This window comes from Pandoraea sp. B-6, from assembly GCF_000282835.1.
Classification (GTDB): domain Bacteria; phylum Pseudomonadota; class Gammaproteobacteria; order Burkholderiales; family Burkholderiaceae; genus Pandoraea; species Pandoraea cepalis.
In genome coordinates this window covers 43,535-56,797 of sequence record NZ_KB290508.1, presented here as the reverse complement: position 1 = coordinate 56,797, position 13,263 = coordinate 43,535, and the positions used below count along the sequence as shown (strand labels likewise).

Here is a 13,263-nt window from a genome sequence, read left to right as displayed (position 1 = left end):
CGCCGGCAACGTCACGCGCGCCCTGATGCCCGAGCCGGTCGGCAAGGGCCGTGGCGGAAAGGAGATCTTCCTGGGCGACATTTGGCCGACCAGCGAAGAAGTCCAAAAGCTGATGAAGTTCGCGATGAACGCGAAGACCTTCAAGGCGAACTACGACACGGTGAAGGATCCGAGCCCGCTGTGGGCCAAGGTCAAGGGTTCGAAGGGCCAGGTCTACGATTGGCCGGGTTCGACGTACATCGCCGAGCCGCCGTTCTTCGAAGGCTTCACGATGGAGCCGAACGCCGACATCAAGCCGATCCATGGCGCGCGCGCGCTGGGCGTGTTCGGCGACTCGGTCACGACCGACCACATCAGCCCGGCCGGCTCCATCAAGGAAAGTTCGCCAGCAGGCAAGTGGCTGCTCGAAAACGGCGTGCTCAAGGCCGATTTCAACAGCTACGGCTCGCGTCGTGGTAACCACGAAGTGATGATGCGCGGCACGTTCGCCAACGTGCGCATCAAGAACCTGATGATCCCGGTGCAGGCCGACGGCTCGCGCGTGGAAGGCGGCCTGACGATTCACCAGCCGAGCGGCGAACAGTTGTCGATCTACGACGCTGCGATGAAGTATGTCGGCGAGAGCACCCCGACGGTGGTGTTCGGTGGCGAAGAGTACGGTACGGGTTCGTCGCGTGACTGGGCGGCCAAGGGCACGCAACTGCTGGGTGTGAAGGCGGTCATCGCGCGCTCGTTCGAGCGTATCCACCGCTCGAACCTGGTCGGCATGGGTGTGCTGCCTCTGCAGTTCAAGGGGTCGGACAGCGCCCAGTCGCTGGGCATCACGGGCGAAGAAACGTACGACATCGAAGGTCTGTCGGCCGATATCAAGCCGCAACAGGACGTCACGCTGGTGATCCACCGCAAGAACGGCGACACGCAAAAGGTGCAAGTCCTGCTGCGTATCGACACGCCGATCGAAGTGGATTACTACAAGCACGGCGGCATTCTGCCGTTCGTGCTGCGTCAGTTGTTGGCCGCTGCCTGATCAGCCACGCTGTCATGACCCACGCTGCCGGGTGACGATTCGTTGCGCGGCAGACTGCAAAACCCGGCCTTGTGCCGGGTTTTGTCTTGTTGGGAGAATGTGTCGCTGTCATGTCCGAAAATGACTAGCGCCTCATGCGCCTCGCGCGTAGAGTGGCGGGCATAGTCTCTGCCCTCTTGCCGCCGGACCCACGCCGCCCCATGTCCATGAACCTCGACCCCGAAGTCTGTTACAAGGCCGTCAGCGCCCGCGATCGGCGCTTCGACGGCTGGTTCTTCGTCGGCGTGTCGTCGACCGGTATCTACTGCCGGCCGGTGTGCAACGTGCGCACACCCCGCTTTGAAAATTGCTCGTTCCATGGCAGCGCCGCCGCCGCAGAGAAGGCTGGCTTTCGTCCGTGCCTGAAATGCCGTCCCGAACTCGCGCCTGGCCTCGCGCGTTTCGACGCCACCCGCGAACTCGCCGACGCCGCAGCCGCCATGATCGACGAAGGCTTCCTCAATCACGCCAGCCTCCCCGCCCTCGCGGCCCGAATCGGCATCACGGAACGCCATCTGCGCCGCATCTTTGCGGGCGAATTCGGCGTCTCCCCAGTCGAATACGCGCAGACGCAACGACTTCTGCTGGCCAAGCGCCTGCTCACCGATACGGCCATGCCCGTGACCGACGTCGCCCTCGCCGCCGGCTTCGGCAGCGTTCGGCGCTTCAACGGACTCTTCAAGACCCGCTACGGCTTCGCCCCCGGCCGGCTCCGCCTGAACGCCCGCCACGATGCCCTGCCCGACAGCGATCTTGTGTTCCAGCTAGCGTATCGCCCCCCCTTCGCCTGGCACGCCCTGCTCGACTTTCTCGGCGACCGCGCAATCGAAGGGGTCGAGCGGCGAGATGACGACGTCTACACCCGCACGCTGAGCCTTGAACAGCCCGACGGGCAGACGATCACAGGCTGGTGTCGTGTCACCCCGCTGCCGGATCGCCACGCGCTTCAGGTGACATTGCCGCCCACGCTGGCCGGCAGCGTGCCGCAGGTGCTGGCCAAGCTTCGACATTTGTTCGATCTCGGCGCGCGTCCAGACGTGATCGACGCGCACCTCGGCCCACTCGCCGCGGCGACGCCCGGCCTGCGCGTCCCGGGCGCGGTCGATGGTTTCGAGATCGCCGTGCGCGCCATCGTCGGCCAGCAGATCACCGTCAAAGGTGCTCGACGCTTGCTCGGCCGGCTCGCACAACGCTTCGGCACGCCACTCCCCGCCCCCGCGCACGGTCTGACACACACGTTTCCAAGTGCCGCGCAGCTCCTCGCCGTCGCCCCCGACGCCCTCGGCGAGGCCGGTATCATTCGAAGTCGCATCGCCGCCATTCACGGGGTCGCGCAAGCGATGGTCAACGGCCGCCTGCGGCTGGATCCCCTGGTACCGCTGGACGCCACGCTCGACGGTCTGCTCGCGATCAAGGGCATTGGCCCCTGGACGGCGCAGTACATCGCAATGCGCGCGCTCGGCTCGCCCGATGCGATGCCCGTCGACGATCTGGTACTGCGTCAGGCGCTCGGCGCGGCCGATGGGCGCGCCGTCGCCGCGCGGGCGGCACAATGGGCGCCATGGCGGGCGTATGCCGCGCTGCACGTCTGGCGCGCGGCAGCACAGGGACCGGCAGGCCAGCCGGTCGAGACTTTGCAGGAGGTGAGCGCATGACCCACTACGAGACCTATTACGACAGCCCGCTGGGCGACATGCTGCTCGTCGCCAACGGCGACGCCCTCACCGGCGTGTATTTCTCGCATCAGAAGTATTTTCCGCCAGCGGGCGACACGCGCCGCGATGGCGCCGACGTCGCGGTCCTGCGTGACGCGAAGCGCCAGCTCGACGAGTATTTTCACGAAGGACGACGCACCTTCGATCTGGCGCTGGCGGCGCAGGGCACGCCGTTTCAGCAAGGCGTCTGGGCCGAACTGCAACGCATTCCGTTCGGCGAGACACGCAGCTACGGCGACCTCGCGCACGCGTTGGGCGACCTCAACAAATCGCGCGCGGTCGGTGCCGCGAACGGTCGAAATCCGATCGCGATCATCGTGCCCTGCCACCGCGTGATCGGCGCAGACGGCACCCTCACCGGCTACGCCAGCGGCGTCGAGCGCAAGCTCGCCTTGCTCTCGCTGGAAGGGGCCGCGCTCGCCCCGGTAACAGGTGCCACGCTGGCGGCCACGCGTCGAACCCGACTCTCGGCGCCCGCCAATCTCGCGTTCGATTTCTGACGGCCCCGGGGCGGCAAGGCCGCGCCATGTCGTCATTTTCAGGGCCGGCACGATGCAATCGGTGCGCGCGTCCCATCAATCGCGTTCACGCATGCCGTACAATCGTGAGTCCATGTATTTCTGCTTTGCACGACTATGCGCTCACGCACCGCCAAACGACTGACGCCCGACGCTGAAAAGCTGGTCGGCCACGCGCTCGCGCTCGCTGCCTCCGGCAGCCGTATCGAAGACCGCTTCTGGGAAGCCCAGCTCGACACGTTGCTCACGCGCGTGCTGCGCACCGGTAACCAACCGGCCATCGACGCCGCCCTTGACCACCTTCAGGCCAACCACAGCGAGGCCTATGGCGCGCTCGCCGATCTGATCGAGTCGCAAAGCGAATCCGCCGAACCGGAAGCCGAAGGTCAGGTGTGGGACGGTCTGCTCGTCGCCATCCCTATCCTCGCCTGGACCCGTTACGCGATTCCCTCGGGGCCGGTGAAAGCCGATGCGCTCATGCCCGTTCGCGCGCACCTGCACGCTCACGTGCTGGCCGAACCGGCGCGCGTGACCATTTCGCCGTATCTCTACAGCATCGACCAACTGCCGCGCACGCACTGCGAGTCGTGGAAGGTCACGCAGCAATTGGTACGCGCGGCGGTCGAGAACACCGAAGTCAAACAACCCGGCAGCGACCTGCCGGAAACGGCCCCGATTCTCGCCGACCCGCGCTTCCTGCTGGCGGCCGTCAGCGTACCCAAGGGCGCGCCGATGTTCCGTTGGCAGGAAGAAGGGGCGCGCCACGCCGAACGCGGTCAATGCCAGGAGGCATGGTCGACGCAGGGCGGCCCTAACCTCAATGCGCTGCTGCCTGGCTGCGAAATCGAGTGCCTGCTGCCCGACGCCTATTACGCGAGCTGCCGCGAAGCCGACGAGCGCATCCGGCCCCACACGATCCGCACGGCGCTGCGCTATCTCGAAGACGTGCTCACCCTCACGCCGGCCGAGCTGCGCGCCGTGGTGGCGGGCTTCGGCGAGCAGAACATTGACGAGTACCGCATCGGCTTCACGCAGCGGGGCAGCAACGACGTCATCTATGGGGTCGTGTGGCCGCTGTACGGTCGCGAGAATGGCGAGATCGAAGGCGGCGCGCTCGAGGAAGTCGCCGATCTGCTCAAGGCCTGCGGTGTGACCGAGATTCGCAAGCACCCTGGGCGCTTCGATCCTGAGTATTGCGACGATTGCGGCGTGCCACTGTATCCGGATCCGGTGGGCGAAATCGTGCATGCGGAAATGCCGGAGGACGCCGAACCGAGCCGTCCGCATTTCCACTGATCGGCCGCGCGTCGAAGCGACGCGCGACGACAGCAAGACAATGGCCGTGCGTGATCAGCGCACGGCCATTTTATTTGGGCGACGCGTTCGGCGTGCTCCGCCTAATCACCCGGTGCCGATGGCAATGGCAATGGCGATGGCAACGACGACGGCAACGTCACGACACATCGATGCAGCCCATGTCCCGATGCAAGATACTTGCGCTCGAACGGCGTCATCGGGATGACGCCCCCCTCAGGCGCCCAGACCTCGACGACCGGCCGCACACCGCAGAGCCACTCGACGGCCAACGCCATTTCCTCGATGTAGAGATCCCAGTTGCTGCGGCACTCCAGCACGCCGCCGAGCGCCACCACCGTGGGGAACACCGCGTGCGCATGCCAGCGTCGGGCGAGTTGGCCGATCTTCGGCCACGGGTTCGGATAGAGAAGGTAATGACGTGCCGGGCGAATGCCGGCCTCGAACAGTTGCCGCCAGAAGTCGACCAGATCGGCCCGCACCCATACGAAGTTCTCGGGCCACGCACCGCCCCACCAATCCTTGCCGCGCACGATGCGGCTCTCCGATTGATCGATGCCAATGACGAAGTGATCGGGAAACTGCGTGGCCAGGCGCAACGTGCTTTCGCCGACACCGCATCCCGCATCGATGATCAGCGGTGCGGCGCCGGCGCTGCGCCACGCGACGATGGCGGCCTCGAATGCCCCCGCGCTGTAGGCGGCGAGCGGCTTGCGAAAGACCGCGTCGCGATGACGACTGACGAGCGCCGCCAGTCTGTCGTGCGGGCCGGTTTGAGCACTGGCCACGGTGCGTGAATTTGCGAACATGCTGAAATGAAGAAACGCGGGGCGAACGAAAGGCGTGCCTGCCGCATGCACGAGGTTTTCTGCGCGGCGACGCGTCGGTCAGGCCCGCATTGTAGCGCTCTGTAACTTTCGCGCTCAGTCCTGTTACGTCTGAGGACTTGCCCGGCGGGCGTCGGCGACTTTTTTTCGGTTAAGATGGGAGCCGCTTTGCCGTTGTCTATCATAATGCGGTCAAGCCTCTTCGCGAGCGGCGCGTGCCGAAGACGCCTACGATGGGTCGTCGCATGCCCGCATTGCTCTGCAATGCCTTAGCGCCCCCGAGAATACTTCAAGCAATGTCGAATCGATTTTTTCAACGCGCCGCCGGCGTCGTAATGCGCGCCGCGCGACAGGTCGTCGCAGCCGCACAGGCAGCACCCATCGCATCCGTCGTGTCCGTCGCTGTTCCGCTCTGCCTGTGCGCCGTGGCGGCCCCGGCACAGGCCTTCACCCTCGAACAACATCGCGCGCTGGTCGAGCAGTTCGTCAACACGCGTCACGCCGATCCGCTGGTGGCCGATTGCGCCGCGCACGCGAGTTTCGTCGTTGCCACGCTGCCCGGATACGAGAGCGTCGAGTATGCCGACAACGCGCTCGATTCGGAGCACGCCAAGGTCTTGCCGTGGTCAGGGCCATTTGACGAGCACAAGCAACGTGTGGACGTCACGCAGATGGTCGAACTCGACGGCATCGGCAAGCGCACCAGCGGCCAGACGGACAACATCCATATTCGCTGCGGCTACGCCGACGGTCGCATGATGGGCTTCAACTATACGTCGCCGCTATCACAGGTCGAACAGCCGGTGAAGCGCGCCAAACGCGGCAGCACACACGGCAAGGTGAAGCACGCGGCCGCGAAATCGGGCAGGCATGGCGCCTCGTCCAAGGCGTCGCGCGGCAAGTCGTCGGCAAAGTCGAGCAACACCAAGAAGACCGCGACGAAAAAGAAATCGCACTGAGCGCCGGGTGACGGCCAGCGCTCGCGCTGACCGTCCGTCCCCTCTCACGCGTTATCGGCCTGCATCTGTGCCCAGATCGCGGCAAGCATCGACGCGCCCAACGCGGCGCTTCGCGCGCCGCTCCACCCGACGTGCGGATCGGGACGGTTCGCGTTGTCCTTGAACGGCATTTCGAGCGTGAGCGACAGGCAGCCGAAGCGATGGGCGACCCACTTCGACGCGAGCTTGAGCGAGTCCGGCCCGTGTTTGCCCGGCGGATAGCCGAACTTGTCCTGGAAATCGAGGCTCGCCGCCTTCAGGCGCTCGCCGAACGCCTTCTCGCGCGCGAGTGTCTCGTCGGTCGCCCACTCCACGCCGTCGTTGCCCGCCAGGAATACGTAGGGCAGCGCCTCGTCGCCGTGAATATCGAAGAACATGTCGCAGCCGAGCGTCTCGATGGCTGCGCGCACGTGATACACCTCGGGGCTGCGCATCGGGTCCGGCGCCAGCCACTCGCGATTGAGATTCGCGCCCACCGCATTGGTACGCAGATGGCCGCGCGCCGAGCCGTCCGGATTCATGTTCGGCACGATATGCAGCACCGCTTCGTCGAGCACCGCCGTGGCGAGCGGATCGCCCGCCCAGTCGCCCGCCCCGAGCAGGCGGCGCAACAGTCCTTCCACGAACCACTCCGCCATCGTTTCGCCGGGATGCTGACGCGCGATCACCCAGAGATTGCGCTTGCCCGCGCGCGGTTCACCCACGGTGAGCAAGGTCATATCCCGCCCGTCGACGGTCTGCCCCAACGAGCGCGAACTCACCCTCTGCGAGTTCTGCGCCGTGCCGAGCAGTGCCAGGTGACGCTCCTCGGCATACGGCTCGAAATACGCGAGATACACGCTGTCGTGCGCCGGCGTGAACGACACCGTCATGACCTTCGCGTCGTACGAGGTCGGCACGCGAAACCAGTTCACGCGATCGTACGACGCCACCGCGCGGTAGTTCTCCCAGCCGCGCGGATACGACGTTTGCGCCGCGTTATCGAACATGATCCGGCACGGCGTACCGCCCACCCCCTGCACACGGAAATGGAACCACTGCGCAAATTCTGCGGCACCGTCCCGGGCAATGCGGACGTGAATGTCGTCGGCACGCTCGGCACTCACCACCTCGATGGCGCCGCTATCGAACTTGCTGCTGATCTGGACAGTCATGACTTGTCTCGCTGGCGGAAATCAAAAACCCCGGGCACTTGCCCAGGGTCGAAGGCTCACGAACGTCAGGCCACGCGACGGCGGAAGACCCAGAGCGCGTCGTTCGAGACCGTGTCGTCGAATGCGTAGCCTTCGCTGTCGAAGGCCTTGAGCTGCTGCACGTCGGTCACGCCGCGCTCGATGGCGTAACGCGCCATCAGACCGCGCGCGCGCTTGGCATAGAAGCTGATGATCTTGTACTTGCCGCTCTTCCAGTCCTCGAACACCGGCGTGATCACCGGCGCGGCCACCAGACGGCGCTTGATGACCTTGAAATACTCTTCGGACGCCAGGTTCACGAGCACGCGACGCGTCTCGGCGTGCTCCGCGAGCGACGCGTTGATCGTCTGCGTCACACGCTCGCCCCAGAACGCGTACAGATCACGCCCGCGCTTATTGGCAAAGCGCGTGCCCATCTCCAGACGATAGGGCTGCAGCAGATCGAGCGGGCGCAGCACGCCGTACAGGCCGGACAGAATGCGCAGATGTTTCTGGGCGAAGTCGAGCTGCGTGGCGCTCAGGGTGCGGGCCGCGAGGCCCTCGTAGACGTCGCCGTTGAAGGCAAGCACGGCCTGCTTCGCATTGCTCGTGTCGAAGCGGGCGTTCCAGTCGGCGTAGCGGGTAACGTTGAGCGCGGCAAGTTGATCGGAAATGCTCATGAGCGAGCCCACCTGTGCCGGACTCAGTTCGCGCAGACCGTCGATCAGTTCGGCCGCGTCGTCGACGAACTGTGGCACGGTGTGCGTGCTCACGTGCGGCGGCGTTTCGTAGTCGAGTGATTTGGCCGGCGAGAGAACAATTATCATATCGGGTGCAGCGTCCCTGCGAAAACGAGAAACCCACATTCTATCCAATGCTTCAGAACGCTGTTGCCACGCCCGCCGAACGGGCCTTCGCCGACCATCTCGATACGCTCGCCACACCACCGCGCGTGGTGCTCGACACCAATGTCTGGATCGACTTGCTCGTCTTCGACGACCCCATTGTGCGTCCGGTCCGCGATGCCCTCGTCGAGCGTCGCCTCACGGCGCTCATGGCGTCGCGCTGTCGTGACGAACTCGCCGTGGTGCTTACTTACCCGCAATTCGCGTCGCGCGAAATCGACAACGACGCCGCGCTCGCCTGGGTCGACGCCAACACGCATCGCATCGTCGTGCCGGAAGACGCCGCGCCGGGCGCCCCGCTGCCGTTGTGCCGCGACCGCGACGATCAGAAATTCCTCGAGGCCGCACGCGACGGTCATGCACACTGGCTCGTCAGCAAGGACAAAGCGGTGCTTAAGCTGCGCAGCCGGGTGGCACGCCAGTTCGGCTTTCGCATCGTGACGGCGAGCGCGTTCGCGTCGCTGCTCAACGCGAACGGGTAATGTCCGAAAGTCCGATCGGAATCGGCGAACGCATGGCCGCGGCATGTCCGAAAACGCAACCCAACCTCCGGCATCGCCCGCAGGCCGGGCGCAGCGGCGGTAGAATGGCGGCCTGATCACTGCATCGTCCACTGCCTACATGAACGCGCCCCACACCGCATCTGTCGCGCCCGCCGCTCAGGCGTTGGTCGCCCCGCCGCTTGCGTCACGTCTGCCGAACGTCGGCACCACCATTTTCACCGTGATGTCGGCGCTCGCCGCCGAGAAGCAGGCGGTGAACCTCGGGCAGGGCTTCCCCGATTTCGCGTGCGATCCGAAGATCGTCGATGCCGTCTCGCGCGCGATGCGCGACGGCCATAACCAGTACCCGCCGATGGCCGGCGTGCCGGCATTGCGCCAGGCGATCGCCGACAAGATCGGCCGGCTTTACGGGCAGCCTTACGACTGGAACACTGAAATCACGGTGACGGCCGGTGCCACGCAGGCCCTGCTCACGGCCATTCTCGCGTGCGTGCATCCGGGCGACGAGGTGATCGTGTTCGAGCCGACGTATGACAGTTACGTCCCCTCGATCGAGCTGGCCGGTGGCAAGCCTGTGTTCATCACGCTCGACGCGCCCGAGTTCCGCATTCCGTTCGACAAGCTGGCGGCGGCGATCACGCCGCGCACGCGTCTCATCCTGTTCAACACGCCGCACAATCCCAGCGGCACCGTGTGGCACGAGCAGGATCTCGCGAAGCTCGCCGAGATCGTGGCCGGCACCGACATCCTGCTGATCTCCGACGAGGTCTACGAACACATGGTGTACGACGGCAAGCGGCACGAGAGTGTGGCGCGCCATCCCGAACTCGCGCGCCGCAGCTTCATCGTGTCGAGCTTCGGCAAGACATATCACGTGACGGGCTGGAAGGTCGGATTCGTGGCGGCGCCGGCGTCACTCTCGGCCGAATTCCGCAAGGTGCATCAGTTCAACGTGTTCACGGTCAACACGCCAATGCAGGTCGGTCTGGCCGACTACATGCGCGATCCCGCCCCGTACCTCGAACTCGCAGGCTTCTACCAGAAGAAGCGCGACCTGTTCCGCGAGGGGCTTGCGGGCACGCGCTTCAAGTTGCTGCCGTGTGAAGGCACTTACTTCCAGTGCGTGGATTACAGCGCGATCAGCGACATGAGCGAAGCCGACTTCGCGCTGTGGCTGACCGGCGAGATCGGCGTGGCGGCCATTCCCGTCTCGGCGTTCTATCATGAGCCGCATGAATCCGGTGTGGTGCGCTTCTGCTTCGCCAAGCGGGACGACACGCTGCGCGAGGCGCTGGCACGACTCGCAAAGATCTGACGCGAACCGCTTCAGCAAGACGCAAAAAGGGCCGCGATCTTTTTCCAATCGCGGCCCTTTCGCTTTTGCCTCGGCGCGTGATGCGCGGCGGTGGCAGGCGCGTCGGAATTACCCCGCCTTCTTCGCCTGCTGGGCCTGCTGGTACGCCTTCTGCTCAGCGCGCATGCGCTGGAACGATTCGCGTTCGGCGAGCCCCTTGCCATACGCCTTCCAGTCGATGCCGGCCGCTTGCAGGAAATCCTCCCCATACACCGCTTGTGTGGCCATCCCCAAGATCGGCAGATGGATGCCCGCGGCGACGTCGGCCATCGAGAAGCTATCGCCGGCAAGGTAAGGCGCAAACTTCGCCAGCCGCTTGAACGCCACGATGTTCCGGCGCAGCAGCTTCTCGGTGCGTTGACGCGTGCCATCCGAGGCCGTCGCGCCAAAGAACGCCTGCCCGTAGATGTCGCGCACAACCAGCTCCAGGTGCAACTCCACCATCGTGAGCAGTTCGCGCTCCTTCGCCTGCCGCCACGGGTCTTTCGAGAAAAGCGCGGGCGACGGATGCGTCGCTTCGAGGAAATCGCAGATCACCTGTGACTCGGACAGGAACCCTTGTTCCGTCTCCAGATACGGCACCTTGCCGAGCGGCGAGCATTGCAGCAGCGACTCATCCTGGCAGGGAATCGACTCCGACTCCTCGAATGCCAAGCCCTTCTCGTACAGTACTACCTTGACCTTGTTGTAATAGTTGCTGATGGGAAAACCGTACAGCTTCAACATGATGTCTCCGATGCGTCACGGCTAGCGCCTCGGTTGTCGTCGAGGCAGCGGCGCGTGCGCAGTGTCATGATGCGTCCCTGGTGCGCTGCCGCCGATGGAGCGGTAGCGCGTCGTTGTCGGCCGATCGCGCGACGGTGGTGCGACGGTGGTGCGATGGTTGCGGCATCGTTGTCGATCCACACGCTCACTGCGTCATGCAGCGAGCGCCACGGGGTCAACCTTGGCGATGTGTGCAACCGACGCGACTGGCGGCCACCCGCAGTGTAACGGCATCGCACGATCGGTCGTGAGACGCGCACACGGGAAGATGTCCCGAAATCTGCCTCCCGGCCCAACGGCAGGTCCACGAACGGTCCGATGGACTACGCCCCCGGCCGACCGCCCAGCGGAACAAGCGCTGGCAGCCGCCGCAAGATCGGCGACAATAGCGCCAACGCGTGATGGGCACCGGTTTGCATTGCTCGGCGAGTCATCAGGAAATTCATTTCCAGACCGACCGGTCGGACGATAGAATGTTGCATCCCCTCCGTGCCAGCGCCGGGCGCGCCCACCGCGCGACTCCGATCGACGACCATCGACCCCCATTTCGAGACACTCCGAATGACTGCATCCTCCTCCCAGGCCTGCGCGAACGCCCCCGGCAAGACTATCGACGTGCTGGGCATCGTCGGCGCCGGTGCCATGGGCCGTGGCATCGCCCAGATCGCCGCGCAGGCTGGCCTGCGCGTGAAACTTTACGACACCAACGCCAGCGCCGTGCAAGCCGCACTGGGCACCCTGCGCGACACGCTGGACAAGCTCGCCGCGAAGGGCAAGATCGAAGCGTCGAGTGTCGAGGCGACGATGGGCCGTCTGCAGGCATGCGGCGTCCTTGAGGATCTGGCCGATTGCCAGCTCGTGGTCGAAGCCATTATCGAAAAACTCGACGTCAAGCGCGATCTGTTCCGCTCGCTGGAGGGCATCGTTGCGGCAGACGCGATTCTCGCGTCGAACACGTCGTCGCTATCAATCACGGCGATCGCCGCCGCGTGCGAGCGTCCAGAGCGCGTGGCCGGCTACCACTTCTTCAACCCGGTGCCGCTCATGAAGGTGGTGGAGGTGATCGACGGCCTGCGTACCGCCCCCGAGGTCGGCGATGCGCTGCTCGCGCTGGGTCAGCGCATGGGGCACACGGCCGTGCGCTGCAAGGACATGCCGGGCTTCATCGTCAACCACGCCGGGCGCGGGATGAACACCGAAGGCCTGCGCGTGGCGAGCGAAGGTGTGGCGAGTTTTGCTGACATCGACCGTATCCTGCGCGAGCAGGCCGGCTTTCGTCTTGGCACGTTCGAACTGCTCGATCTCACGGCACTCGACGTCTCGCACCCGGTGATGGAATCGATCTACCACCAGTTCTACGAAGAAGCCCGCTTCCGTCCGTCGCCGATCACGGCCGTACGCTTCGCGGGCGGCCTGCTGGGCCGCAAGGTCGGCGAAGGCTTCTATCGCTATGTCGACGGCAAACAGCAGGTGCCGCCTGAAGCCCCGGCGCCCGACACCCTGCCCGCCAGCGTCTGGGTGAGCCGCGCCGATACGCGCGGCTTCGCGGCCGTGGTCGAACTGCTCGGCGCGACGGGCGTGCCCCTCGAAAGCGGCGACAAGCCGTCAGCAACGGCGCTGATCGTTGTCACGCCGCTCGGCCTCGACGCCACGACCTGCGCCGTCGAACAGGGACTCGACGCGGCGCGCACGGTGGCCGTCGACACGCTGCTGCCGCTCGCCGGCGCGAAGCGCCACACGCTGATGACCACGCCGATCACGACGCCCGAAGCACGCAACGCCGCACACGCCCTGTTTGCGCACGGCGGCACACCCGTGACGGTGATTCGCGACTCGGCGGGCTTTGTCGCCCAGCGCGTGATCGCCACCATCGTGAACATCGGCGCCGACATCGCGCAGCAACGCATCGCAGCACCCGGCGACATCGATCGCGCCGTGACGCTGGGCCTGGGCTACGCCAAAGGGCCGCTCGCACTCGGCGATGCCGTCGGCGCTCGCCAACTGCTCACCGTGCTGCGCAATCTGCAATCGTTCTATGGCGATCAGCGCTATCGTCCGTCGCCGTGGCTCACGCGCCGCGCGCAACTGGGCGTGTCGCTGCTGACCGAAGAACAGTGATCTGGAGA

11 protein-coding genes and 1 pseudogene are annotated in these 13,263 nt (G+C 65.4%); 8 read left to right on the top strand and 4 right to left on the bottom strand.

What is annotated here, in order from left to right:
• The 4 genes and pseudogenes from acnA to A985_RS0108825 all read left to right on the top strand — a co-directional run.
• Positions 1–1,027: pseudogene (gene acnA, locus A985_RS29060) on the top strand (aconitate hydratase); the annotation flags it as partial.
• 206 nt (positions 1,028–1,233) lie between these two features.
• Positions 1,234–2,721: a DNA-3-methyladenine glycosylase 2 family protein gene (locus tag A985_RS0108835; protein ID WP_039830104.1), complete on the top strand. Its 1,488-nt coding sequence runs from the start codon at positions 1,234–1,236 to the stop codon at positions 2,719–2,721.
• Positions 2,718–3,281 carry a methylated-DNA--[protein]-cysteine S-methyltransferase gene (locus tag A985_RS0108830; protein WP_017233046.1) on the top strand — a complete coding sequence of 188 codons (564 nt, stop codon included), beginning with the start codon at positions 2,718–2,720 and terminating at the stop codon, positions 3,279–3,281. Before A985_RS0108835 ends, A985_RS0108830 begins: the two co-directional genes overlap by 4 nt.
• A gap of 135 nt (positions 3,282–3,416) precedes the next feature.
• Entirely contained in the window at positions 3,417–4,595 is a 1,179-nt protein-coding gene (locus A985_RS0108825; RefSeq protein ID WP_017233045.1) for a DUF2863 family protein, read from the top strand.
• Positions 4,596–4,696: 101 nt separating this feature from the next.
• Here A985_RS0108825 and A985_RS0108820 read toward each other — a convergent pair whose 3' ends face one another.
• Positions 4,697–5,422 (bottom strand): tRNA (guanosine(46)-N(7))-methyltransferase TrmB, encoded by a 726-nt coding sequence (locus A985_RS0108820; protein ID WP_039830100.1) that lies wholly within the window; start codon positions 5,420–5,422, stop codon positions 4,697–4,699.
• 314 nt (positions 5,423–5,736) lie between these two features.
• Here A985_RS0108820 and A985_RS24760 point away from each other — a divergent pair, with 314 nt between their 5' ends.
• Complete coding sequence (locus tag A985_RS24760) at positions 5,737–6,399, top strand: BspC domain-containing protein (RefSeq protein ID WP_017233043.1); 663 nt, start codon at positions 5,737–5,739, stop codon at positions 6,397–6,399.
• Between the two features lie 44 nt (positions 6,400–6,443).
• On the opposite strand, the gene A985_RS0108810 is transcribed toward A985_RS24760, so the two are convergent.
• Both A985_RS0108810 and yaaA read right to left on the bottom strand, forming a co-directional pair.
• Positions 6,444–7,592 (bottom strand): M14-type cytosolic carboxypeptidase, encoded by a 1,149-nt coding sequence (locus tag A985_RS0108810; protein WP_017233042.1) that lies wholly within the window; start codon positions 7,590–7,592, stop codon positions 6,444–6,446.
• Between the two features lie 65 nt (positions 7,593–7,657).
• Entirely contained in the window at positions 7,658–8,437 is a 780-nt protein-coding gene (yaaA, locus tag A985_RS0108805; protein WP_017233041.1) for a peroxide stress protein YaaA, read from the bottom strand.
• 47 nt (positions 8,438–8,484) lie between these two features.
• Between yaaA and A985_RS0108800 the strand changes: the two genes are divergently transcribed.
• Together A985_RS0108800 and A985_RS0108795 are read left to right on the top strand one after the other, a co-directional pair.
• A complete protein-coding gene (locus A985_RS0108800) occupies positions 8,485–8,997 on the top strand; it encodes a putative toxin-antitoxin system toxin component, PIN family (protein WP_017233040.1) in 513 nt (170 codons plus the stop codon).
• Positions 8,998–9,136: 139 nt separating this feature from the next.
• Positions 9,137–10,333 (top strand): pyridoxal phosphate-dependent aminotransferase, encoded by a 1,197-nt coding sequence (locus A985_RS0108795; protein WP_017233039.1) that lies wholly within the window; start codon positions 9,137–9,139, stop codon positions 10,331–10,333.
• 108 nt (positions 10,334–10,441) lie between these two features.
• Here A985_RS0108795 and A985_RS0108790 read toward each other — a convergent pair whose 3' ends face one another.
• Positions 10,442–11,098 carry a glutathione S-transferase gene (locus tag A985_RS0108790; protein WP_017233038.1) on the bottom strand — a complete coding sequence of 219 codons (657 nt, stop codon included), beginning with the start codon at positions 11,096–11,098 and terminating at the stop codon, positions 10,442–10,444.
• 600 nt (positions 11,099–11,698) lie between these two features.
• On the opposite strand from A985_RS0108790, the gene A985_RS0108785 reads away from it, so the two are divergent.
• The gene (locus tag A985_RS0108785; protein WP_017233037.1) at positions 11,699–13,255 is read left to right on the top strand and encodes a 3-hydroxyacyl-CoA dehydrogenase; all 1,557 of its coding nucleotides are present in this window, start codon (positions 11,699–11,701) and stop codon (positions 13,253–13,255) included.
• Positions 13,256–13,263: the final 8 nt, after the last annotated feature.

What these genes read in the sequence shown, in the direction of transcription:
- A985_RS0108835 (WP_039830104.1), top strand. Translation starts at nt 1,234, where the DNA reads ATGAACCTCGACCCCGAAGTCTGTTACAAGGCCGTCAGCGCCCGCGAT.
- A985_RS0108830 (WP_017233046.1), top strand. Translation starts at nt 2,718, where the DNA reads ATGACCCACTACGAGACCTATTACGACAGCCCGCTGGGCGACATGCTG.
- A985_RS0108825 (WP_017233045.1), top strand. Translation starts at nt 3,417, where the DNA reads ATGCGCTCACGCACCGCCAAACGACTGACGCCCGACGCTGAAAAGCTG.
- A985_RS0108820 (WP_039830100.1), bottom strand. Translation starts at nt 5,422, where the DNA reads ATGTTCGCAAATTCACGCACCGTGGCCAGTGCTCAAACCGGCCCGCAC.
- A985_RS24760 (WP_017233043.1), top strand. Translation starts at nt 5,737, where the DNA reads ATGTCGAATCGATTTTTTCAACGCGCCGCCGGCGTCGTAATGCGCGCC.
- A985_RS0108810 (WP_017233042.1), bottom strand. Translation starts at nt 7,592, where the DNA reads ATGACTGTCCAGATCAGCAGCAAGTTCGATAGCGGCGCCATCGAGGTG.
- yaaA (WP_017233041.1), bottom strand. Translation starts at nt 8,437, where the DNA reads ATGATAATTGTTCTCTCGCCGGCCAAATCACTCGACTACGAAACGCCG.
- A985_RS0108800 (WP_017233040.1), top strand. Translation starts at nt 8,485, where the DNA reads ATGCTTCAGAACGCTGTTGCCACGCCCGCCGAACGGGCCTTCGCCGAC.
- A985_RS0108795 (WP_017233039.1), top strand. Translation starts at nt 9,137, where the DNA reads ATGAACGCGCCCCACACCGCATCTGTCGCGCCCGCCGCTCAGGCGTTG.
- A985_RS0108790 (WP_017233038.1), bottom strand. Translation starts at nt 11,098, where the DNA reads ATGTTGAAGCTGTACGGTTTTCCCATCAGCAACTATTACAACAAGGTC.
- A985_RS0108785 (WP_017233037.1), top strand. Translation starts at nt 11,699, where the DNA reads ATGACTGCATCCTCCTCCCAGGCCTGCGCGAACGCCCCCGGCAAGACT.